This window comes from Kitasatospora sp. NPDC057692, from assembly GCF_042799475.1.
GTDB lineage: Bacteria > Actinomycetota > Actinomycetes > Streptomycetales > Streptomycetaceae > Kitasatospora.
Genome location: NZ_JBHVIV010000049.1, coordinates 26146 through 48573, shown reverse-complemented (window position 1 = coordinate 48573; position 22428 = coordinate 26146). Strand labels below are relative to the sequence as shown.

General features: G+C 74.4%; 20 protein-coding genes. 6 read left to right on the top strand and 14 right to left on the bottom strand.

What is annotated here, in order from left to right; translation table 11 throughout:
- Positions 1 to 232: 232 nt before the first annotated feature.
- From ACFVFS_RS25395 to ACFVFS_RS25380, 4 genes are all read right to left on the bottom strand, one after another.
- The gene (locus tag ACFVFS_RS25395) at positions 233 to 1393 is read right to left on the bottom strand and encodes an Mrp/NBP35 family ATP-binding protein (protein WP_380626996.1); all 1161 of its coding nucleotides are present in this window, start codon (positions 1391 to 1393) and stop codon (positions 233 to 235) included.
- Positions 1394 to 1449: 56 nt separating this feature from the next.
- The gene (locus tag ACFVFS_RS25390; protein WP_380627013.1) at positions 1450 to 2001 is read right to left on the bottom strand and encodes a DUF1003 domain-containing protein; all 552 of its coding nucleotides are present in this window, start codon (positions 1999 to 2001) and stop codon (positions 1450 to 1452) included.
- 76 nt (positions 2002 to 2077) lie between these two features.
- Positions 2078 to 3364: a magnesium transporter MgtE N-terminal domain-containing protein gene (locus ACFVFS_RS25385; RefSeq protein ID WP_380626995.1), complete on the bottom strand. Its 1287-nt coding sequence runs from the start codon at positions 3362 to 3364 to the stop codon at positions 2078 to 2080.
- Positions 3365 to 3525: 161 nt separating this feature from the next.
- On the bottom strand, positions 3526 to 4086 hold the full coding sequence (locus ACFVFS_RS25380; protein WP_380626994.1) for a hypothetical protein: 561 nt from the start codon (positions 4084 to 4086) through the stop codon (positions 3526 to 3528).
- A gap of 149 nt (positions 4087 to 4235) precedes the next feature.
- Between ACFVFS_RS25380 and ACFVFS_RS25375 the strand changes: the two genes are divergently transcribed.
- Positions 4236 to 5192 (top strand): DMT family transporter, encoded by a 957-nt coding sequence (locus ACFVFS_RS25375; protein ID WP_380626993.1) that lies wholly within the window; start codon positions 4236 to 4238, stop codon positions 5190 to 5192.
- Positions 5193 to 5221: 29 nt separating this feature from the next.
- Here ACFVFS_RS25375 and corA read toward each other — a convergent pair whose 3' ends face one another.
- Positions 5222 to 6346 (bottom strand): magnesium/cobalt transporter CorA, encoded by a 1125-nt coding sequence (gene corA, locus ACFVFS_RS25370; protein ID WP_380626992.1) that lies wholly within the window; start codon positions 6344 to 6346, stop codon positions 5222 to 5224.
- 495 nt (positions 6347 to 6841) lie between these two features.
- Between corA and ACFVFS_RS25365 the strand changes: the two genes are divergently transcribed.
- The gene (locus ACFVFS_RS25365; protein ID WP_380626991.1) at positions 6842 to 7483 is read left to right on the top strand and encodes a suppressor of fused domain protein; all 642 of its coding nucleotides are present in this window, start codon (positions 6842 to 6844) and stop codon (positions 7481 to 7483) included.
- A 29-nt stretch (positions 7484 to 7512) separates the two neighbouring features.
- Here the strand turns inward: ACFVFS_RS25365 and ACFVFS_RS25360 are convergent, their stop codons facing one another.
- From ACFVFS_RS25360 to ACFVFS_RS25340, 5 genes are all read right to left on the bottom strand, one after another.
- Positions 7513 to 8373, bottom strand: a complete 861-nt coding sequence (locus tag ACFVFS_RS25360; RefSeq protein ID WP_380626990.1) for a PHP domain-containing protein — start codon at positions 8371 to 8373, stop codon at positions 7513 to 7515.
- Between the two features lie 100 nt (positions 8374 to 8473).
- Positions 8474 to 9112, bottom strand: a complete 639-nt coding sequence (locus ACFVFS_RS25355) for a DUF6758 family protein (protein WP_380626989.1) — start codon at positions 9110 to 9112, stop codon at positions 8474 to 8476.
- A 375-nt stretch (positions 9113 to 9487) separates the two neighbouring features.
- Positions 9488 to 9634 carry a hypothetical protein gene (locus ACFVFS_RS25350; protein WP_350563393.1) on the bottom strand — a complete coding sequence of 49 codons (147 nt, stop codon included), beginning with the start codon at positions 9632 to 9634 and terminating at the stop codon, positions 9488 to 9490.
- Positions 9635 to 10004: 370 nt separating this feature from the next.
- Positions 10005 to 10910 (bottom strand): alpha/beta hydrolase, encoded by a 906-nt coding sequence (locus ACFVFS_RS25345; RefSeq protein ID WP_380626988.1) that lies wholly within the window; start codon positions 10908 to 10910, stop codon positions 10005 to 10007.
- Positions 10911 to 11081: 171 nt separating this feature from the next.
- Positions 11082 to 12830 carry a DEAD/DEAH box helicase gene (locus ACFVFS_RS25340; RefSeq protein ID WP_380626987.1) on the bottom strand — a complete coding sequence of 583 codons (1749 nt, stop codon included), beginning with the start codon at positions 12828 to 12830 and terminating at the stop codon, positions 11082 to 11084.
- Positions 12831 to 13484: 654 nt separating this feature from the next.
- Here ACFVFS_RS25340 and ACFVFS_RS25335 point away from each other — a divergent pair.
- Positions 13485 to 14216, top strand: a complete 732-nt coding sequence (locus tag ACFVFS_RS25335; RefSeq protein ID WP_380626986.1) for a ferritin-like fold-containing protein — start codon at positions 13485 to 13487, stop codon at positions 14214 to 14216.
- Positions 14217 to 14239: 23 nt separating this feature from the next.
- Here the strand turns inward: ACFVFS_RS25335 and ACFVFS_RS25330 are convergent, their stop codons facing one another.
- From ACFVFS_RS25330 to ACFVFS_RS25320, 3 genes are all read right to left on the bottom strand, one after another.
- Positions 14240 to 14557 (bottom strand): hypothetical protein, encoded by a 318-nt coding sequence (locus ACFVFS_RS25330; RefSeq protein WP_380626985.1) that lies wholly within the window; start codon positions 14555 to 14557, stop codon positions 14240 to 14242.
- 170 nt (positions 14558 to 14727) lie between these two features.
- A complete protein-coding gene (locus ACFVFS_RS25325; protein ID WP_380626984.1) occupies positions 14728 to 14955 on the bottom strand; it encodes a DUF3107 domain-containing protein in 228 nt (75 codons plus the stop codon).
- 131 nt (positions 14956 to 15086) lie between these two features.
- Entirely contained in the window at positions 15087 to 15749 is a 663-nt protein-coding gene (locus ACFVFS_RS25320; protein ID WP_380626983.1) for a TetR/AcrR family transcriptional regulator, read from the bottom strand.
- Positions 15750 to 15982: 233 nt separating this feature from the next.
- Between ACFVFS_RS25320 and ACFVFS_RS25315 the strand changes: the two genes are divergently transcribed.
- The 3 genes from ACFVFS_RS25315 (at position 15983) to moeZ (ending at position 19471) form a co-directional block, all read left to right on the top strand.
- Positions 15983 to 16336 (top strand): alpha/beta fold hydrolase, encoded by a 354-nt coding sequence (locus ACFVFS_RS25315; RefSeq protein WP_380626982.1) that lies wholly within the window; start codon positions 15983 to 15985, stop codon positions 16334 to 16336.
- A gap of 703 nt (positions 16337 to 17039) precedes the next feature.
- The gene (locus ACFVFS_RS25310; protein WP_380626981.1) at positions 17040 to 18041 is read left to right on the top strand and encodes an NAD-dependent epimerase/dehydratase family protein; all 1002 of its coding nucleotides are present in this window, start codon (positions 17040 to 17042) and stop codon (positions 18039 to 18041) included.
- Between the two features lie 251 nt (positions 18042 to 18292).
- Positions 18293 to 19471, top strand: a complete 1179-nt coding sequence (gene moeZ / locus ACFVFS_RS25305; RefSeq protein ID WP_380626980.1) for an adenylyltransferase/sulfurtransferase MoeZ — start codon at positions 18293 to 18295, stop codon at positions 19469 to 19471.
- 58 nt (positions 19472 to 19529) lie between these two features.
- On the opposite strand, the gene ACFVFS_RS25300 is transcribed toward moeZ, so the two are convergent.
- Positions 19530 to 22295, bottom strand: coding sequence for a flippase-like domain-containing protein (locus ACFVFS_RS25300; RefSeq protein ID WP_380626979.1), 2766 nt, complete (start codon positions 22293 to 22295; stop codon positions 19530 to 19532).
- Between the last annotated feature and the right edge of the window lie 133 nt (positions 22296 to 22428).

The following is a 22428-nucleotide window of genomic DNA, read 5'->3' as shown; positions in this document are numbered from 1 at the left end:
CATCCTGGTTTGTGGATGTTAGTGCACCGGGGACTTCTGCTGGTAACTCTCCCGGCCAGATCACCTCGTTGGCTCTAACCTCACCCGCAACGACACGACAAGAAGTGGCGCTGGGCCGTCGGTGGGCCGTGCGAGGGGCGCCAGGGGTGACCAACGTTGACAGGTGATGACGGCAAACGGGCTGGTCAGCGGGGTGGGCGGATGCCCGGCCGCTGACCAGCCCGGTGCTTGATCAGAACTTGTTCTTCGGGGTGAGCCCGAGGGACAGGCCGGACAGGCCGCGCTGGCGGCCGCCGAGCTTGCCGGCGACGGCGCGCAGGGCGGCGCCGGCGGGGGAGTCGGGGGCGGCCAGGACGACCGGGCGGCCGTCGTCGCCGCCCTCGCGCAGGCGGACGTCGATCGGGATGGAGCCGAGGACCGGGACGGTGGCGCCGACGGTGCGGGTGAGCGCGTCGGCGACGGTCTGGCCGCCACCGGTGCCGAAGACGTCGATCATCTCGTCGCAGTGCGGGCAGGGCATGCCGGACATGTTCTCGATCACGCCGACGATCTTCTGGTGGGTCTGCACCGCGATGGTGCCGGCCCGCTCGGCGACCTCGGCGGCGGCCATCTGCGGGGTGGTGACGATCAGGATCTCCGCGTTGGGGACCAGCTGGGCCACCGAGATGGCGATGTCGCCGGTGCCGGGCGGCAGGTCCAGCAGCAGGACGTCCAGGTCGCCCCAGTAGACGTCGGCCAGGAACTGCTGCAGGGCGCGGTGCAGCATCGGGCCGCGCCAGACCACCGGGGTGTTGCCCGGGGTGAACATGCCGATCGAGATGACCTTCACGCCGTTCGCCTGCGGCGGCATGATCATGTCCTGGACCTGGGTGGGCCGGCCCTCGACGCCCAGCATGCGCGGCACGCTGTGGCCGTAGATGTCGGCGTCCACCACGGCGACCTTCAGGCCGTCCGCGGCCATCGCCGCGGCCAGGTTGACGGTCACCGAGGACTTGCCGACGCCGCCCTTGCCGGAGGCGACCGCGTAGACGCGGGTCAGCGTGCCGGGCTTGGCGAACGGGATCTCCCGCTCGGGGGCGCCGCCGCGCAGCAGCTGGGAGAGCTCCTTGCGCTGCTCGTCGCTCATCACGTCGAGCTCGACCTCGACGCCGGTCACGCCGGGGACGCGGCCGACGGCCTCGCGGACCCGGGTGACGATGGTGTCGCGCATCGGGCAGCCCGAGACGGTCAGGTAGACCGCGATCCGCACGGCGCCGCCCTCGCCGATCTCGACCGATTTCACCATGCCGATCTCGGTGATCGGGCGGTTGATCTCCGGGTCGTTGACGGTCGCCAGCGCCTGGCGCACGGACTCCTCCGTGGCGCCGGCCGCGACCTCTGTCTCGTTGGCCATGCCTTGATGGTACGGCGCCGCGCGGGGTGCATAACCGGTCGGTAGGGTGCCGCGGGTCACAGCGCCTCGGGGGCCTCCCGGCGCTCGTCGATCTCCCGCAGCAGCGACTGGAGTTCGGAGCGCACGAAGTCGCGGGTGGCGACCTCCCCGAGGCCCTGGCGCAGGGCCGCGACCTCGCGGGTGAGGTACTCGGTGTCGGCGATGTTGCGGTCGCTGCGGGCCCGGTCCTGCTCCATGTTGACCCGGTCCCGGTTGTCCTGCCGGTTCTGCGCCAGCAGGATCAGCGGCGCCGCGTAGGAGGCCTGGAGCGAGAGCATCAGGGTCAGGAAGATGAAGGGGTAGTCGTCGAACCGGGCGGCGTCGGGCAGCAGGGTGTTCCAGGCGACCCAGAGGATGATCACCACCGTCATCCAGACGATGAACCGGCCGGTGCCCAGGAAGCGGGCGATCCGCTCGGAGAGCTTGCCGAAGGCCTCCGGGTCGTAGGACGGCAGGGTGATCAGCCCGGGGCGGGCGGTGCGCGGCTGGTCGAGCCGGGTGCGGGCGGACGGGCCGCCGGCGGCGGGCTCGCCCCGGCGGTCCCGGGCGCCGCCCTCGCGGGCGCGCAGCTCGCGCAGCTGGCGCAGCTGGCGCAGCTCGCCCTGGAGCCGCTGGCGCGGGGACTCGTCCCGCCGGCCCTTGCGGTCAGCGTCCACCGGTCACCTCCCTCTCGTCGGCGGGCCCGCCGTGCAGCGCGGCCTCCCGCCAGTCCTCCGGCAGCAGGTGGTCGAGCACGTCGTCCACGGTGACCGCGCCGACCAGGTGGTCCGCGTCGTCGACGACCGGTGCGGCGACCATGTTGTAGGTCGCCAGGTAGCTGGTGATCAGGGAGAGCGGGGTGTCCGGCGGCAGCGGGTCGAGGTCGTCGTCGACCAGCGAGCCGACCAGGGTGTACGGGGGCTCGCGCAGCAGCCGCTGGAAGTGCACGGTGCCCAGGTACTTGCCGGTCGGGGTCTCGTTCGGCGGGCGGCAGACGAAGACCTGCGCGGCCAGCGCCGGCTTGTGGTCGGAGACCCGCACCCGGGCCAGCGCCTCGGCCACCGAGGCGTCCGGCTCCAGCACGATCGGCTCGGTGGTCATCAGACCGCCGGCGGTGTTCTCCTCGTAGGTCAGCAGCCGGCGGACCGGCTCGGCCTCGTCCGGCTCCATCAGCTGGAGCAGCCGCTCGGCCTCGTCGCCGGGCAGCTCGGAGAGCAGGTCGGCGGCGTCGTCCGGGTCCATCGCCTCCAGGATGTCGGCGGCCCGTTCGTCCTTCAGCTTGCCGATGATCTCGACCTGGTCGTCCTCGGGCAGCTCCTCCAGGACGTCGGCGAGCCGTTCGTCGTCGAGCGCGGCGGCGACCTCGGCGCGGCGCTTGGCGGACAGGTGGTGCATGACGTTGGCGAGGTCGGCGGCGCGCAGCTGGTCGAAGGTGGCGAGCAGGTTGGCGGCGCCCTGGTTCTCCTCGGGCAGGGTGAAGCCGGTGACGTCCTGCCAGTCCAGGGTGAGCGACTCGCCGCGCGCCTTGCGCAGCCGGCCGACCCGGCCGACCTGGACGAACACCTTGCCGATCTCCCACTCGCGCAGCCGGGTCTGGGTCATCGCGACGTCCAGGACGGTGACCTCCTGGCCGGTCTTGGTCCAGGTGACGGTGCGGTCCAGCAGTTCGGCGAGGACCAGCGTCTCGGCGGGGCGCTGCTCGAAGCGGCGCATGTTGATCACGCCGGTGGTGATCACCTGGCCGGACTCCAGGCTGGTCACCCTGGTCATCGGCAGGAAGATCCGGCGGCGGCCGACCACCTCCGCCACCAGGCCGAGCACCCGCGGCGGGCGGCCGCCGACCCGCAGGGTGACCACGACGTCCCGGACTCGGCCGACCTGGTCGCCGTTCGGGTCGAAGACGGCGATGCCGGAGAGGTGCGAGATGAAGACCCGGTTGCCTGGCCCTGCCATGGACTTCTGGACTCCCTCGCCTCGCTCGACGCCCGGTCGGGCGCGCGGGCACGCCCCGAGGCCCAGGCTACTCGGGCGTTCCCGCCCGGGCTCGGCGAAAGCCGGGCGAATCGGGCGACGGGGTGGCGGGGGCCGGGGCCGGGCGAGGGGACGGCGGGGCGTCAGCCCTTGCGGCGCTTGAGCAGCAGCTTCGGCAGGCCGGCCGGGATCGGGCGGCGGGTGGTGGCCGGGGTGGGCAGCGGGGCCGCGACGTGCGGGTCCTCCGGCATCGCGCCGGGCCGCTCGGCGAGTTCGGAGCCCGCCGCGCCGGCCGGCTCCAGCCGCAGCACCCGGCACTCGCGGGCCCAGCGGTCGGCGATGGTGTCGGTGTCGGGCGCGTTCAGCCGCTTGCCCTTCAGCTCCTCGACGGCGCCCAGCCAGGCCTCGCCGCCCGGCGCCAGCTCGACCACCCGGGCCGGCCACCCGGTCAGCCGGCCGCCCTTGTCCTTGCTGCGGACGGTCACCGTCGCCGCCGACCCGCCGGCCAGCCCGTGCAGCGGCTGCTCGGCGCCGTCGCCGACCACCACCACCGCGCCGTCGTGCCAGGCGTGCCAGAGCGCCCGCGCGTGCTCCTGACCGTCCGCCCGGACCCAGAGCAGGCCGGACTTCTTCGCGGCCTCCTCCAACAGGGCCCGGTCGAGGAAGTCGTCGGCGGTCGCGGCTGCGGCAGGCGTACGGTCCATGGCGCACAGCGTACGGCCTGCGCCGCCCGGTGAGGGTCCACGGTTCGGGCGACAGTTCCGTGGGCGGCGCACGGGCCTTACCGTAGGAGCCGCCCAGCCCGGTCCGGACCAGTCCGGCCCCGACCGGACCCGCCGATCCGAGGAGCGCCGTGCCCGCCGTCCGGCCCGAGACCGCCGCCACCGCGGTCCCCGCCCCCGCCCCCGCCCCCGCACCCGCCGCCGTCGCCGACGGTCCCGCGCGCCCGCTCCCCAGGACGGACCTGCTGCTGCTCGCCGTCTCCGTCGCGGGCATCTCGCTCTCCGCCCCGCTGATCAGCGCCACCGCCGCGCCCGCGCTGGCCATCGCCTTCTGGCGCAACCTGATGTCGGTCGGCGTGCTCGGCCCCTACGCGCTGCTGCGCCACCGGGCCGAGCTGCGCGCCGTCTCCCGCCGCGCGCTGCTGCTCGCGATGGCGGCCGGGGCCCTGCTCGCCGTCCACTTCGCGCTCTGGATGCCCAGCCTGCGGATGACCTCGGTGGCCTCCGCGACCGCCCTGGTCACCACCACCCCGCTGTGGACCATCGTGCTGATGCGGCTGCTCGGGGTCCGGGCGCCCCGGACGGTGTGGCTCGGGACGGGCGCGGCCTTCGCCGGCGTCCTGGTGCTCACCGGGGTCGACCTCTCGCTCTCGCCGCGCGCCCTGGCCGGCGACGCCCTCGCGCTCGGCGCGGGCCTGGCCGCCGCCGGGTACATGCTGCTCGGCGCCGAGGTCCGGCGCACCGTCAGCACCACCGCGTACACGCTCGTCTGCTACGCCACCACGGCGGCCGTGCTGCTGGCGGTCTGCCTGGTCGCCGGGACGCCGCTGTCCGGCTGGTCCGCCGGGGCCTGGTGGCAGATCGTGCTGCTGATGGTCACCGCCCAGCTGCTCGGCCACTCGCTCAGCAACCGGGTGGTGCGCACCCTCGGCCCCTCGGTCACCTCGACCGCGATCCTGCTGGAGACCCCGGGCGCCGCGCTGATCGCCGCGCTCTGGCTCGGCCAGTGGCCCCCGGTGGCCGCCTACCCGGCGGTGGTGCTGATCCTGGCCGGCCTGGTCCTGGTCGCCCGCGCCGACCGGCGGTAGGCGAGCGCCCCGGACACCCGGGACGTCCGCTACAGCCAGCCGTTGCGGCGGAAGCCCCGGTACATGCCGACGCAGATCAGCACCACGCTGCCGAGCACCATCGGATAGCCGTACTTGTGGTGGAGCTCCGGCATGTAGTCGAAGTTCATCCCGTACACGCCGGTGATCATGGTCGGCACCGCGAAGATCGCCGCCCAGGCGGTGATCTTGCGCATGTCCTCGTTCTGGGCCACCGACACCTGCGCCAGGTTGGCCTGGAGCAGCGAGTTGAGCAGCTCGTCGAAGCCGTGCACCTGCTCGGTGACCCGGGCCAGGTGGTCGGCGACGTCCCGGAAGTACTTCTGGATCTCCGGGTCGACCAGCCGCTGCAGCGGCTCCGACAGCTGCTGCATCGGCCGCAGCAGCGGCGTCACCGCGCGCTTGAACTCCAGCACCTCGCGCTTGAGCTGGTACACCCGCCCGACGTCCGCGCCCCGGCCGCCCCGGTTGGAGAAGACCTCGAACTCGATCTCGTCCACGTCGGTCTGCAACTGGTCCGCGACCAGCAGGTAGTTGTCCACCACGTGGTCGGCGATCGCGTGCAGCACCGCCGAGGGGCCCTTGGCGAGCAGCCCGGAGCCGTCCGCGTCGGCCTCCAGCCGGTGCCGCAGCTCCTTCAGCGAACTGTGCCCGCCGTGCCGCACGGTGATGACGAAGTCCCGCCCGGCGAACACCATCAGCTCGCCGGTCTCGACCACCTCGCTGGTCGGGGTGAGCTGGTCGTGGTCGAGGTACCGGATCGTCTTGAAGACGGCGAACAGCACGTCGTCGTACCGCTCGACCTTCGGCCGCTGGTGCGCGTGCACCGCGTCCTCGACCGCCAGCGGGTGCAGTCCGAACCGCTGCGCGATGCCCTCGAACTCCGCCTCGGTCGGCTCGTGCAGCCCGATCCAGCTGAACGATCCTTCACCGTCCGGCAGTTGCTTCGAGGCCTTGACCAGCCGGGCCGCCTCACGCGGGCTGCACGTCTCGCCGTGCCGCCTCCCCTGCTGGTAGACCGCGCAGTCGACCACCGCGGACGGGGTCTGGCCCGGGTGGATGGAGTCGAACAGGGCCGCGGCAGACCGGCGGCGGTTGGTGCGGACGGCTGCGCGCAGGCTGTTGATCATCGACATGGCAGGCTCCCTTGGGCAGGAACCGACGCACGGCGGCGCGGCGACGGGCGGCCGCGGTGCGACGGCGGAGGAACACCGATGGACTCCGGCGCCTGCGGCCGTTCCCGGGTGCCTTGCCGGGGCACGGAGGTACGGAACGGCCGGACGTCGGTGGGGTGCTCTCCCGGCCGGACCGGAGTTCCGCCGTGCGTCGGCACGGGGGGCTGGGGTCCGCGGTGCTGGGGAGGAGTCCCGGCAACCGCCGGGGTCTCTCAGGCCCGCTGTTTCAGCCCGCGCGTCGAGGGGTACGGGGAAGGCGTCCGGGCCGGGTAGAGCTGCCGGTACTGCATGGTCGGCTGGTATCCACCGCAACCACCTCCTTCGCGCCGCTGCCCCGCAGGAGTGGGATCCCCGGTAGCCAGTCGCTCACACTAACATCCGGGCGGCCTCCGCCGCGCCCGCGTTCGCGTAAAGGCCGTGCCAACGGCCCGCGGTGCGCGGGTTACGCTCACCGGCATGGCCCACGACTTCCCGCTCTTCGGCGACCCCTCCGGCGGCAGCCCGCACGGCCCCTCCCGCGCGGAGGTGCTGGCCGCGGTCGAGGCCCGGCTGCTCACCGTCCTCGGCGAGCCGAGCGGCCGTGCCGCCGTCACCTTCCTCGGCGCCGACCGCATCGAGGTGCTGCGCTTCGGCCCCGACGCCGAGGGCCTGGTCCGCTACGCGACCCTCGGGATGGCCGCCGCGCCGATGGCCGACCCGGCCGCGGCGGTCGTCGACCAGGTCCGCGGCCCGCGCGCCGAACTGGTCCTGACGATCCGCGGCGGGCGCGACGGCGTGCTCCGGTCGCTGGCCACCTTCGCCGCGACGCCCCAGGTGGAGGGCCTGGTGGTGGCCCCCGGCGGCTCGCTGGACCTCGGCGCCCCGCTCTGGGACGGCGCGCCGTTCACCTCCGTCCTGGCGGCCGAACCCGGCGGGCTGGTGGAGGACCTGGAGCTGGACGCGCCGGCCGACCCGGTCCGCTTCCTGCCGCTGCTGCCGATGACGCCCAACGAGGCGGGCTGGAAGCGGGTGCACGGTGCGGCGGCCCTGCAGGAGCGCTGGCTCCAGCACGGCACCGACCTGCGCGACCCGGAGCGCCGGGGCGTCCGGCTGGACTGACCCGGCGTCACGGAGCCCGCGCGGGGCGCTCAGCCGCCGATCGGCTTGGCGCCGGTCGCCTGGCCCACGAGTGCCTCGTAGACCGCCGGGTCGGTGGTGAACTCGCCGAGGCGGACGGTCTTGCGGGCGCCGTGGTAGTCGCTGGACCCGGTGGTCAGCAGCCCCAACTCGGCGGCCAGGCCCCGCAGGTGCTCGCGGGCGGGCTCGTCGTGGTCGACGTGGTCGACCTCGAGGCCTGCCAGTCCGGCCGCCGCGAGATCGGCGATGACCCGGTCGGAGACGGTCCGCCCGCGCTTGACCGCCCCGGGGTGGGCGAAGACCGGCACCCCGCCGGCCGCCCGGACCAGCCGGACCGCCGTCACCGGGTCGGTCTCGTGCTTGCGGACGTCCGCCCGCCCGCCGTTGGCCAGCCAGTCCGCCGTGAACGCGTCCGACACCGAGGCCACCACGCCCGCCTCCACCAGCGCGCTGGCGATGTGCGGGCGGCCCACCGAGCCTTCCCCGGCGATCCGCCGCACCTGCTCCCAGCTGATGTCGGCGCCCAGTTCGCGGCAGCGCTCGACGATCGCCCGCCCGCGCCGGAACCGGTCGGTGCGCACCAGTTCGCGCTCCGCCGCGAACTCGGGCTCGGCCGGGTCGAAGAGGTAGGCGAGCATGTGCATCGAGATGCCGTCCACCACGCAGGACAGCTCCGCGCCCGGGACGAGCGTCAGCCGGGTGCCGGCCGGCAGCGCGTGCACCGCGTCGGCCGCCTCGGCGTGGCCCGCCACCGTGTCGTGGTCGGTCAGCGCCACCACGTCCAGCCCGGCCCCGACGGCCGCCGCGACCAGTTCGGCCGGGCTGTCCGTGCCGTCGGAGGCGTTGCTGTGGGCGTGGAGGTCGATGCGCACGAGTGGTGCTCCTCGGGGGTCGGCGCCGGTCGGCGCTGGCGCCGGCACGGCCTGCCGGCGGGGTGACGCCCAGGATAGTGCGGTGGGGGCGGCGGACCGCTCAGCCGAGCAGCCGGGGCGAGAGGGCCCCGCAGGGCAGCAGGTCGAGCTCCGCGCCGGCCTCCCGCAGGTCGGTCAGCACCAGTTCGTCGTACATCACCAGGGCCGACTGCTCCGGCCAGGCCACCGCCCAGAGCCAGAGGCCGCGGGCCTCGCCGACGAACACCGCCCGGTCCGCCGGGGCCTGCGGCACGTGGAACATCGGCGTCGGCCGCCCGGCCGCCATCAGCTTGGCGTCGGCGGGCTTGTAGAGCGCCACCGACTCGCCCGGGTCCGGGCCGGCCATCCCCGCATACCGGGCGCCGAGCCCCACGCCCAGCTCCTCGGCGACCAGCACGAGTTCGCCGAAACCGCCCAGCGGGGCGGGGCCGGAGCAGGCGACGGCGGTGGCCCGGGCCCCGGAGAGGTCGTCGCCGACGTGCGCGATCCCGGTGTACAGCCAGCCGACCGGCAGCGGCCAGGGCATCCAGACGGGGACCTGCGAGCGGGCGACGGCGACGCCGAGCGCCTCCACGCTCGGGGGCAGCACCGGTTGCATCGGGTGCACGGCGCCGTGCCGGTCGCACTGCCACGTGTCTGAGAACAGACCGGGGGCGCGGACCCGACCGGCGCACCTCGGGCAGCTGGGCTCGCCCCTCATAGCCGTCAACGCTCCTCCCTCCGGACCGCCGCGTCAAGGACGATCACCCGTACGGAGGGCGGTTCGGCGGCACCTGTCGGTGGCGGGCGCCCGCGCGGCGCGGGGTGGGCGCGGTGCGGGCGGCTCCCGTTGGGAAATGTCCAGCGGCGGGCGGCGGCAAACGTCGGCGGCGTGCGCCGGGGTACGCCGGCCCGCCGGCGTTCGACACGCCGTTCGAAGCCGGTGCGGCGGGCGCCGTTCGGGCCCGGACGCACTGACGCCCCGCGCTCGCTGTGGCGATGACGGGGCGTCAGTCGGGTATCGGAACGTCCGGATCGGACGGGCCGGGCTCGTCGGCGGCGGGGGAGTGCTCGGGCTCCCGGGGGCCGCGCCCGGTCAGACGGTCGGGCACGGACGGATGAGCAGGCGTTCGCCGGTGCGGGCGGCGGCCTGGACGAGCTCGCGGACGGTCTCGGCGTCGGCGATGAGGCGGTCGGTGGCGGTGCCGTGGGCGTCGTCCAGTCGGAGGATCTCGAAGCGCATGGGCCTGTCCTTTCCTGGCCCCGCCGGGCGGGGCGGTCGTGGCTGAGTCGGTGTCAGCCGGGTCGGGGTCCGTCGGGCCGAATCGTCGACCGAACGCTGTCGCGGCAAAGAGGGCTCCCCCCTGCTCGCCCAAGGCGCGTGGTCCCTCGTGAACCACACTGCGGTGGCGCTGCTACCGGGTCGTTGCCCGTCCGTGAAGTCCTGGTTTCGGATGGATCGCGTCGACGGGACGCCGACGGCACTGTCGACGATGTTTCCAGGACCGAATCAAATATTACCGCAACTAACGAATTTTGTCGCCCCCCTTGTACCAGGGCCTCCGGAAACCGTCCAGGTGGGGCCCCGGTGTCGGCCCCAGAGGGCCGGGGAGTCAGCCCCAGAGGGCCAGCAGGGCCTCGGCGGTGGCGGCCGGCTGCTCGGCGTTGGGGGAGTGCCCGGCGTCCGCCACCACCACCCGGCGGGCGCCCAGCCGCCGCGCCATCGCGGTCTGCTCCGGCACCGGCCACGCGTAGTCCCGCACGCCCGAGAGCACCAGGGCGGGCAGGCCGGCGGCGACCACCGGGGCCAGCTCGGCCACCCGGTCCGGCGCGGCGACCAGGTGGCCGCCGGTGGTGATCAGCGCCTGCGGCACGTTCGCCAGCCAGCGGCGGTGCAGGAACCCGGCCACCTCGGGGGCCGGCCGGCGGGCGCGGTCCCCGCCGCCCTCCTCCATCTGCTGCATGACCTGCCAGATCTCCTCCAGGCCCATCGTCGGCAGGACGCCGGTCAGCAGCCGGGTCCGCTCCGCCTCGGCCGGGTCGATCGCCCCGGGGCCGGTGGACATCAGCGTCAGCGACGCCCACGGCAGCGCCGCGCCGTCCGCGGCCCCGGCCGCCTCCCCGGCCTCGGCCAGGACGGCCTCGCGGACCACGTGGCCGCCGAAGGAGTGGCCCAGCAGGTGCAGCGGCCCGGTGCCGCCCTCGGCCAGCAGCGCGGCGGTGAGCGCCCGCACGTCCGCGCCCAGCGCCGCCACCGCGTAGGCGGCCGGGTCGTCCGGCCCGCCGGTCTGGTACTGCCCGCGCTGGTCGACGGCGGTCACCCGGTAGCCGGCCGCGGCGAGCGGCTCCAGCAGCGCGATGAAGTCTTCCTTGCTGCCGGTGAACCCGGGCACCAGCAGCGCGGAGCCGCGCACCGCCCCGGCGGGCTCGGCCCGCAGCGCCGCGAACCCGCCGCGGGCCGTCGCCACCCGCAGCGCACGCGCACCGGGCGGGAGGGTGAGGAAGGGCGGCGTGCTCATCGAACGAACCTCCGGAGACCGGGGCGAACTGGCGGGTAACTCCGAGCTTAGGGGCTGTCCTCGGACTCCCGTCCGCCGGGCGTTCGAAGGGCGGGCCCATGCGCCGGGCGCCGCCGGGGAATGCCGAAGGGGCGGCCCGGGAGTCCGGGCCGCCCCTTCCGGGAACGCGGGTCAGCTCTCCGGGGTCGCCTCGGGGGCGGCCGCCGGGCGGCGGGTCCGGGTGCGGGTGCGCTTGGGCTTCTCGGCGGCCGGCGCCTCCGCGGCGGCCTCGGCCCCGGCGGGGGCGGCGGCCTCGGCCTCGGCCGGAGCCTCGGTCTTCGCCCGGCGGGTGCGGGTGCGCTTGGGCTTCTCCGCGGCCGGCGCCTCGGCGGCGGCCGGCTCGACGGCGGCGGCCTCCTCGACGGCGGTGGCGGCGGCCTCGGCGGCCGTGCCCTCGCCCGGCGCCGCGGTGCGCGAGCGGCGGCGACGGCGGCGCGGGGCGGCCTCCTCCTCGCCGCCCTCGACCGCGGGGGCGGCCGGAGCCTCCGGCGCGACGGGAGCGTCGAGCGCCCCGTCGACGACGTCCGCGGCCCCGTCCACCGCCGTGCCCCGGCGGGTGCGCCGGCGCTCACGGGGCTTGCGGGCCGACTTCTCCTCGGCCTCGGCCGGCTGCTCGGCGGCGGCACCGGTGCGACCGGAGCCGCCGCGCCCGCCGCGGCCGCGGGCGCCGGAGCGCGAACCGCGCCCGCCGGTCTCGCCGAGGTCCTCGACCTCCTCCGCGCCGAGCCCGGCCCGGGTGCGCTCCGAGCGCGGCAGGATGCCCTTGGTCCCCGGCGCGATCTTCAGCAGCTCGTACAGGTGCGGCGAGGTGGAGTAGGTCTCCTCCGGCTCGTTGAACGGCAGGTCCAGCGCCTTGTTGATCAGCTGCCAGCGCGGGATGTCGTCCCAGTCGACCAGGGTGACGGCGGTGCCCGAGGCGCCGGCCCGGCCGGTGCGGCCGATCCGGTGCAGGTAGGTCTTCTCGTCGTCCGTGCACTGGTAGTTGATCACGTGCGTGACGCCCTCGACGTCGATGCCGCGGGCCGCGACGTCGGTGCAGACCAGCACGTCGACCTTGCCGTTGCGGAACGCCCGCAGCGCCTGCTCGCGGGCGCCCTGCCCGAGGTCGCCGTGCACCGCGCCGGCCGCGAAGCCGCGCTGGGTGAGCTGGTCGGCGACGTCGGCGGCGGTCCGCTTGGTCCGGCAGAAGATCATCGCCAGCCCGCGGCCCTCGGCCTGCAGGATGCGCGAGACCATCTCGACCTTGTCCAGCGAGTGGGCGCGGAAGATGTGCTGCTCGATGTTGGCGACGGTGGTGCCGGTGTCGTCCGGCGCGGCGGCGCGGATGTGCGTCGGCTGGCTCATGTACCGGCGGGCGAGGCTGATGACCTGGCCCGGCATGGTCGCCGAGAACAGCAGGGTCTGCCGCTTGGCCGGCAGCATGGTGATGATCTTCTCGACGTCCGGCAGGAAGCCGAGGTCGAGCATCTCGTCGGCCTCGTCCAGGACCAGCGAGCGGACCTGGGAGAGGTTCAGCTTCTTCTGGCCGGCCAGGTCGAGCAGGCGGCCGGGGGTGCCGACGACGATGTCGACGCCCTTCTTCAGCGCCTCGACCTGCGGCTCGTAGGCGCGGCCGCCGTAGACGGCGAGCACGCGCACGTCGCGGACCTTGCCGGCGGTCTGCAGGTCGTTGGTGACCTGGGTGCACAGCTCGCGGGTCGGCACGACGATCAGCGCCTGCGGGCAGTCGGTGAGCTGCTCCTCCTGCGCGCGCCCGGCGTCGACGTCGGCCCGCACGACGACCCGCTCGATCAGCGGGAGGCCGAAGCCGAGGGTCTTGCCGGTGCCGGTCTTGGCCTGGCCGATGACGTCGTGGCCGGTCAGCGCGACCGGCAGGGTCATCTCCTGGATCGGGAACGGGTGGACGATGCCGACGGATTCGAGGGCCTCGGCGGTCTCCGGGAGGATCCCGAGGTCCCGGAAGGTCGTCTTCGTGGGTTCAGCGGTGGTGGACAGGGTGCTGCCTCTTCCGTGTGGAGGGGCCGAGAGCGAGCGGCGGGCGGGCAGCCGCGCGGCTGCGTACGGGCCCGGAGGGCCCCGAATACAGCTGCGCGGACGCACAACCGCGCCGGTCCCTGCGGCCGGCCGGTGCGCGCGGCCCGGTCAAGGGGGCGCGTCGCCGGCGGCGTCGGGGAGGATTCCCGTGAGGGACCTGCGCGGGACCTGCGCCGACCGGCGCGGTCTCGGCGGCCCTCGCTCGGCCACATGCGGTGCCAAGGCTTGAGGTCCAAACCCTGGTCGGAGCCGATCGGCTCTCCGACCGGGCATCCGCGTACGTTGAGAACCCGGCTTCCGTGCTGCGCGTCCGTGGGGACGGAGCCGCTGCGGAGCGGGCTTGCGCGGCGCACCGAGACGGCGGTGACACCGTGCGAGCACGACGGGCCTCCGTACCACCATACAGTCACCCGACGACTCGAACACGTGACGCGGACGACATCGCAGGTCGGAGCGGTGGAAGAGGTGGCCGGGGACGGAGCGGCACTAAGGTGGCGGGTCATGGAGAACCGTGGTGAGACGCAGGACGACGTGGCGGCCGGCTCGATCGGCGACTGGGCGGCCTGCTCGGCCGATCCGGGCTACCGGGCCGCCGTACTGGACCTGCTCGGCGCCCTCGCGTACGGCGAGCTGAGCGCCTTCGAGCGGCTCGCCGAGGACGCCAAGCTCGCGCCCGACCTGGCCGACAAGGCGGCGCTGGCCCGGATGGCCTGCGCCGAGTTCCAGCACTACCAGCGGCTGCACGACCGGCTCGCCGAGGTCGGCGCCGACCCGCAGGAGGCGATGCGGCCGTTCGTCGAGCCGCTGGAGCTCTTCCACCGGATGACCGCGCCCTCGGACTGGCTGGAGGGCCTGGTCAAGGCCTACGTCGGGGACGCCATCGCGACCGACTTCTACCGCGAGGTGGCCGTCCGGCTCGACGACGACACCCGTGACCTCGTCCTCGGCGTCATGTCCGACACCGGCCACGCGCAGTTCGCCGTCGACAAGGTCCGCCAGGCCATCGAGGCCGATCCGCGGGCCGGCGGCCGGCTCGCCCTGTGGGGCCGGCGGCTGATGGGCGAGGCGCTCAGCCAGGCGCAGCGGGTGGTCGCCGAGCGGGACGCGCTCTCCAACCTGCTGGTCGGCGGCGTCCGGGTGCAGGGCTTCGACCTGGTCGAGGTCGGCAAGATGTTCAACCGGATCACCGAGGCGCACACCCGCCGGATGGCGGCGCTCGGCCTGGCGTCCTGACCCCCCCCGCCCGCCCGGGCGGCTCAGGCGTGCCGGTGGCGCCGGTGCGCGCCCGCCCGGTGCTGGCGGTGGCGGTGCGCCGGCGCCCGGCCGGCGGCCAGGTCGGGCCGGGCCAGCACCGAGGTGAACAGGGCCGAGGCGACCGCCGAGACGGCGATGCTCGCCGCCGGGTACCGGCCGTCCAGCACGAAGTGGGCGACCACCCCGGCGAGCAGCGCCGAGCCGAGGGCCGTGCCCGCGGTCATCGGCCGCCCCGCCGGGAAGTACGCGGGCCACGACAGCAGCGCGGCGGCGCCGACGACCACGCCGACGAGGGCGAAGGCGAACGTCTCGACCAACAAGGATGCCTCCCCGGGGACGGGCGCCCGGCGCGAGGCCGGCCGCACTGTCGCCGTACCCCGGCCGCCCCGCCCGTACACCAGGCCCCGGCCGCACCGGGTGCCCGTCCCCGGGGACGACTGTGCCCCGCCCCCTCGGCCGAGGGGACGGGGCACCGGGCGAGGCCCGTGGCTCAGAGCGTGCCGAAGCCGACCTTGCGCGCGGCCGACTCGCCGATCTCCACGTACGCCAGGCGGTCGGCCGGGACGATGATGCGTCGGCCGTGCTCGTCGCTCAGGGAGAAGAGCTTCTCGGTGCCCTCCAGCGCCTTCGCGACCGCGCTCTGGACCTCATCGGCAGTCTGCGAGCTCTCGATCACGATCTCGCGAGGCGCGTTCTGCACGCCGATCTTGACCTCCACGGCTTCCGTCCCTCCGGGGTTGCAGCCATCCACGCGCGGCACCGCGCCGCCTGGGACAAGCGGGCCCGGCGACCGCGCCGTACGGCTTCACCATAGAGCACCGGATCGGGGCCGAGGCGAAGGCCGGTGGATCACCGGCCCGCCGCGGGGGCCTCCGGGCCGTCGTTGTTCGGGTGCATCGGGAAGCCCTTCAGCCCGCGCCAGGCCAGGCTGGCGACCAGCCGGACCGCCTCGTCGCGGGGGATCTCCAGGCCCTGCGACAGCCAGTACCGGGCGGTGATCTGGGCCAGGCCGCAGACGCCCGCGGCCAGCAGCTTGGACTCCGCCTCCGGCAGGTCGGTGTCCTCCTGGATCACCTTGCTGACCAGCGTCGCACTGGCCTCGGCGGCCCGCTCGACCCGCTCGCGCACGGCCGGCTCGTTGGTCAGGTCCGACTCGAAGACCAGCCGGAAGGCGCCCGACTCGCTGGAGACGTAGTTGAAGTACGCCTCCATCGTCGCCGCCACCCGGAGCTTGTTGTCGGTGGTCGTCTCCAGCGCCTCGCGGGTCGAGTCGACCAGGGCGTCGCAGTGCTTGTCCAGCAGCGCCAGGTAGAGCTCCAGCTTCCCGGGGAAGTGCTGGTACAGGACCGGCTTGCTCACCCCGGCACGGTCGGCGATGTCGTCCATGGCGGCCGCGTGGTAACCCTGCGCGACGAACACCTCCTGGGCGGCACCGAGCAGTTGTTCACGGCGGGCGCTTCGCGGCAGGCGGGCACCGCGCGGGCGCTCCTGCGCCTCCTGGATGGCCGTCACGGCGCTCCTCACTTCACGGGTCGTACGGGGTCGGCAAGATGACCGATTCTACTTTCGGGTAACCGCGTTCGCGCTTGCCAGGCACGAGAAAAGCGGCGATCCCCCTTGTCAGGAGCCCACAATACGGCGCCCACCACGGCCGTCGGCAGTGCTGAGCACGAGGCAAAGGAGAACCCCGCGGGACCGGGCGGCCGGTGGGCCGCGGCGGTACCGGCTCACTACCATCGTCCCCCATGGACAGCGCTGAGCAGCAGATACTCCCGGAACCGGCCGCCCTGGCGCCGCCGCGCACCGTCGAGCTGCCCTACGCGATGCGGGCGCTGGCCGGCTCGGCGCGCGGGATCGTCTCCGCCTGCACCGAGCGGGGCGACCAGGCGCTGTGGCGGCAGGCCGCCCGGGTGGAGGCCCCGGTCCTGCTGGTGTACGGGCTGCGCGACAAACTCGTCCCCTACCGCTCCGCCCGCCGGGCCTGCGCGGCCTTCGCGGACTCCCGGCTGCCGGTGCTCCCGGAGTCCGGGCACGTCGCCATGACGGAGCACCCCGACGCCGTCGCCCGCGCGGTGCGCGAGCTGCTCCGGCGGGCCTGACCGCCCGCGCGACGGCGGGGCGGGACGGCGGGGTGCGGTGGACACCCGGTGATCGGGTGCCGTTAACGCCAGGATCGGGACGAGGTCACTCCGGTTCACTCGTTCAGGTGGCAGCCAGGCATGTGACCGATGGTTTGCCCCGGGCCGGACCTACCTTTCTGCTGTCGGACCGAACAGGTGTGGGGGAGTCGCGGCCGCCGGAGCGTCCGGAGGGAGGCCGCACGGGGGGACGCCGGCGCCGGTGACGGTCGCCGGCCCGGTCGCGGCGCCGTGCCGCGGACCGCCGTCCCCCGCCCCGGGCCGCCCCGCGGCGCACGCGCCGGACGCGGCGCCCGCTCGGCCCGACCGGTCCGCCCGGCCCACCAGGTCCGCCCAGCCGTCCGTCGATCCGCTCTGCTCTGGAGGTCCCCCGTGCGCGTTGCACTGCTCACCGAGGGTGCCGCGCCGCCCGCCCGCCGTGGAGCCGACCGGTCCGGCGGAGGTCCGGCAGCGGCGGTGTCCGCACCGCTCGCGGGGGGCGCGGTGGCGCTGGCGTACGCGTGGCCGGTGCCGGACCGTCCCGAGGCGTACCGGTGACCCCCCGGGCGCGGACCGGTGCGCGCCGACCGTTCGATCCCCCCGCCTTCGATCCGCTCGATCTCCCGTTGTTCACTCGGACCCGCCAGGCCGTGCCTCGGTCTGGCTTCGTGGAAGGACGCCCCCGATGAGGGTGCTGCTGCTGGGCGCCGACGGCTTCATCGGCCGTCGGGTCACCGACCGCCTGCTCGTGGATCCGGAGTTGCAGGTGACGGTGCTCGGCCGGCGTGACTCCGCCGACATCCGCTTCGACCTGACCACCGGCAGTCCGGGCGCGCTGGCCCGGTTCCTGGACGCGGTCGCGCCGCAGGTGGTGATCAACTGCGCGGGCGCCACCTACGGCAGCTCGCGCACGCTGATCCGGGCCAACACGCTCGCCGTGGCGACGGTCTGCGAGGGGATCCGGCGCAGCCGGGAGCCCGCCAGGCTGGTGCACGTCGGCTCGGCGGCCGAGTACGGGCCGGTGCCGGGCGGGGTCCCGGTGTCGGAGAGCGCCGAGCCGCGCCCGGTGGGCCCGTACGGGGTGTCGAAGCTGGCCGGCACGGAGCTGGTGCTGGCCTCGGGGTTGGACGCGGCGGTGCTGCGGGTGTTCGACGTGGTGGGGCCGGGGGCGCCGACCGCCTCGCTGTTCGGACGGCTGGCGGAGGGCCTGCGGCGGGCGCTGGAGCGCGAGGAGTCCCAGGTGCGGATGCCGGACCTGTCCGGATACCGGGATTTCGTCGACGTGCGGGACGTGGCGCGGGCGATCCAGGCGGCGGCGGTGTCGGCCGCGACGGGCGTGATCAACGTCGGCAGCGGGCACGCCGTGCGGGCGCGGGAGGCGGCCCAGCTGCTGGTCCGGGCGTCCGGCTTCGAGGGGACCGTCCTGGAGGAGAACCGGCAGGTCGTGCTGCCCGCGCAGGCCGGCGGGCCGGTCGAGCACGTGCCGGGGCACGTGCCCGCGCACCACCTGCCGGGCCACCGTCCCGCGGAGCCGCGGCCGGGGGAGGGGCGGGTGGCCGCGGGCGAGCCGGTGCCGTGGCGGCAGGCGGACGTGCGCACCGCCCGGGACCGTCTCGGCTGGCGGACGCAGGTGCCGCTGGAGGAGTCGCTGGGCGACGTCTGGCTGGAGACGGCCTGCCGGGTCTGACCCCCGGCCGTGTCTCCCGGCAGGGCCCCGGAGGCCCGCGCGCCAGGCCCCGGACGCCCCTGAGGGGGCCTGTCCGGGGCCTGCTCCGTGGTCCCACCATCCGGCGCGGGTCGTCTCGCCCATCGGACGAGCTGTCTCGGAATACCGGAGCGGCGTGACACTGTTGGCGTAGCAGAGCCACCTCGGTGGCGGAGCAACATGCCCCTAGAGGTTGGCCCTGGCCACCTGAACTGACGACCATCGGAGTTTCCGTGTCGCTGCCACCCCTGGTCGAGCCGGCCGACGAGCTCACCGTCGACGAGGTCCGCAGGTACTCCCGCCACCTGATCATCCCCGACGTGGGCATGGCCGGGCAGAAGCGGCTGAAGAACGCCAAGGTGCTCTGCGTCGGCGCCGGCGGCCTGGGCTCGCCCGCGCTGATGTACCTGGCGGCGGCCGGGGTGGGCACGCTCGGCATCGTCGAGTTCGACGTGGTCGACGAGTCGAACCTGCAGCGTCAGATCATCCACGGCCAGTCGGACATCGGCCGCTCGAAGGGCGAGTCGGCGCGGGACTCGGTCAAGGAGATCAACCCCTACGTCGAGGTGATCCTGCACGAGGAGCGCCTGGACAACTCCAACGTCATGGAGATCTTCTCCGGCTACGACCTGATCGTGGACGGCACCGACAACTTCGCCACCCGCTACCTGGTGAACGACGCCGCGGTGCTGCTCGGCAAGCCGTACGTGTGGGGTTCGATCTACCGCTTCGACGGCCAGGCGAGCGTGTTCTGGGCCGAGCACGGCCCCTGCTACCGCTGCCTCTACCCGGAGGCGCCGCCGCCGGGCATGGTCCCGTCCTGCGCCGAGGGCGGCGTGCTGGGCGTGCTCTGCGCGTCGATCGGCTCGATCCAGGTCACCGAGGCGATCAAGCTGCTGGCCGGGGTCGGCGACCCGCTGGTCGGCCGGCTGATGATCTACGACGCCCTGGAGATGAACTACCGCCAGGTGAAGGTCCGCAAGGACCCGAACTGCGCGCTCTGCGGCGAGAACCCGACCGTCACCGAGCTGATCGACTACGAGGCCTTCTGCGGAGTCGTGTCGGAGGAGGCGCAGGCGGCGGCCGCCGGTTCGACGATCACCTCGAAGCAGCTCAAGCAGTGGCAGGACGACGAGGAGGACATCTTCCTGATCGACGTCCGCGAGCCCGGCGAGTACGAGATCGTCAACATCCCCGGCGCGGTGCTGATCCCGAAGAACGAGTTCCTGATGGGCGACGCGCTGCAGCAGCTGCCGCAGGACAGGAAGATCGTGCTGCACTGCAAGTCGGGCGTCCGCTCGGCCGAGGTGCTGGCCGTGGTGAAGTCGGCCGGCTTCGCCAACGCCGTCCACCTGGGCGGCGGCGTGCTCGGCTGGATCAACCAGATCGAGCCGCACAAGCCGGTGTACTGATCCCCGCGCGACGACCGGAAGGGCCCGCTCCGGCGGGCCCTTCCGCGTGTCCGGGGACCTACAGCGCGCCCTTGCGCTGGAGCATGTTGTAGGAGATCCAGCCGGGCAGCACCGGCAGCCAGAAGGTGAGCGCCCGGTAGAGGAAGACCGCCGGGGTGGCGACGGTGGTCGGCACGTCGGCGAAGGTGAGCGCGCCGATCAGCGCGACCTCGACCGGGCCGATGCCGCCGGGGGTGGGGATCGCGGAGCCGGCCGCGTTGGCGGTCAGGAAGACCACGGCGACCGCCGAGAAGGAGATCGAGCCGCCGAAGGCCTGCACCGAGGCGTCCAGGCAGGCGGTGAAGGAGAGCGTCAGCAGCAGGATGCCGCCGAAGCCGGTGACCAGCTTGCTGGGCCGCTGCATCAGGTCGAGCATCCGGGGCACCACGCCGAAGAACAGCGCGCGCAGCCGGTTCAGCACGAACCGCCGCAGCGGGGCCACCGCCGCGACCACCAGGGCCAGCACGGCGGCGCTCAGCACGCCGATGATCACCGCGCGGGAGGCGGAGAGGTCGCCGTTGGTCTGGCTGCCGGTGATCAGGCCGAAGCTGAACAGCAGCAGCAGGTGCCCGGCCAGGCCGGCCAGCTGGGAGGCGCCGACCGAGGCGACCGCCTGGCCGGAGCGGATGCCCGCCTTCTGCAGGTAGCGGGTGTTCAGCGCGATGCCGCCGATCGCGGCCGGGGCGACCAGCTTCACGAAGGAGCCGGCCAGCTGGGCGGCCACGGTGCGGCGGAACGGCAGCTTCTCCGGGACGAACCCGGTCAGGCTCATCGACGCGGCGACGTAGGAGAACGCGGCCGCGGCGAGCGCCGCCGCCGCCCAGGCCCAGTCCATCTGGGAGAGCTTGAGCTGGGCCGGCTTGACGGTGGTCAGCGTCAGGTAGGCGGCGAAGGTGAGCGCGATCACCATGATCAGGCTCTTCGGCTTGAGCCGTTCCAGCTTCGCCGGCTCCATCGGCGCCTCGGGGGCGATCTGCAGGATCTGGGCGCGGATCCGGCTGAGCAGGTCCTCGCCGGCGACCGCGATGTCCTCCTCGGCCTGCTGCTGGGTGCGCTCGCCCGCGGCGACCTGCTCCAGCGCCCGGGCCTGGGCGGCGGCCTTGCGCTCCTTGGTGAGCTTCTTCAGGTCGACCCGGGTCGAGCGGCTCATGCCGACCGGCTGCAGCAGCGGCAGCGACTGGGCGACCCGCTCGGCGCCGAGCACCGCGTTGGCGGTGGCGACCGTCCGCTCGGGGCCGATCCGCAGTGCGAAGGTGGTGAGCAGCTGGGCGACGTCGATGCGCAGGGTCAGGTCGGTGGCGGCGATGTCGCCGCCGGAGAGGTTGACCAGGCAGGCCGTCCTCCCGTCGACGACCAGCAGCGACTCGCCGGTCAGCCGGCGGTGGGCGATCCGGCGCTCGTGCAGGGCGGCGACCGACTCCCAGAGCGAGGCCATCACCCGGTCGGTGACCTCCTCGTCGGCGAGGTCGTCCAGAGTGCGGCCCTCGACGTTCTCGTAGACCAGGATCGCGGCGTCCGGGCCCAGCTCGGAGGTGGCGACCAGCTGCGGGGCGCGGGCACCGGAGGCGGCCGCCGCGTAGGCGATCAGCGCCTCCTGCTCCAGCGCCTGGCGCAGCGACTGCGGGCTGCGCCGCACGGCCACCGAGCGCAGCCGCAGCCGCCGCCAGGCCCGGTAGAAGAAGCCGGAGGCCTGCTGCTCGCGGTCGACGATGTGGACGTCCAGCGGCGGGCCGCTCTGCTGGGCGACCAGGTAGCGGCGGGTGCCGCCGGGGGCGTCGGGGGCGCGGTGGGCGCTGGCCGGGGTGAAGCCGACCTTGCGCAGGCCGATCATCAGGTGCTGGCCGGTGGGCCGGATGTTCGGCGAGCCGATCGCGTACAGGGTGCCGTAGGCGACGGACCAGCCGATCAGGACGGTGAGCAGCAGGGACAGCGGGGTGGTGTAGCCGCCGAGCAGCTCGGTGATGCCGCTGAAGACGACCACCACCCACAGGGCGACCCGCCACCGGGGTCTGCTCGACATGCCGACCGCGGTCATGTAGGCGATCACCGGGGCGAGGTAGCCGTGCACCGGGTCGGTGAGGGTGCCGACGGAGTCCAGCGGGAAGCGGGTCAGGGCGTCCCTGATGTGGTCGGAGGCGCCCTCGGCGACCCACCAGTCGATGCCCAGCGAGACGCCGTAGGCCAGCACCGAGGCGAGCACGCCGTCGGCGACCCGCAGGCCGTCGCGCTTGATCAGCCGTTCGACCGCGAAGGCGAGCGGCACGGCCAGCACCGCGACGTTGGAGACCAGGCCGGTGATGGTGGTGAGCACCGGGGAGAAGCGGGGCGCGTTCTCGGCGATGTCGATCTCGATGCCGGTGGTGGTGGAGGTCGCCACCCCGGCGAGTACGAAGACCGCGACGATGCCGAAGACGCCGGCCAGGAAGCGGATGAGGTCGGAGGGCCGGTGCGCGCGGGCGGCGAGCAGCGGTTCGTCGACATCCAGGTGCGGGGCGTCGTCCAGCGGGGCCGGGGAGGCCGCGGCGGGCCCGGGCCCGGGCGCGGCCGCGGCGGGTTCGGACGCCGGCGGCCCGGGCACCGCCGCGGGCCCGGTCGGCTGGTTCGGTACGACGGCGGGCGCCCCGCTCGCGGGGCGGGCCGACTGCGGGCTCTTGATCGTCCGGTCCTTGATCAGGGAGACTTCCGGTGGTGCCTCGGTGGCGGCGTCGCCGCCGCCCTCCGCGGGCATGCCGTCGGAGGACTCGTCGGAGCCCTCGTCCACACCCACGTCAGCCGTCCCGGTCATCTGGTCTTGTCCTCGTATCACCACTCACCGCCCCGAAGATGGTGGCATGCCGCGGCGCCCCGTGCTGGACAGGGGCCGGATCGGGCGCGGCGGATCGTTCGCCCGGGGCCCGCGGACCGGCCGGATGCGGAAG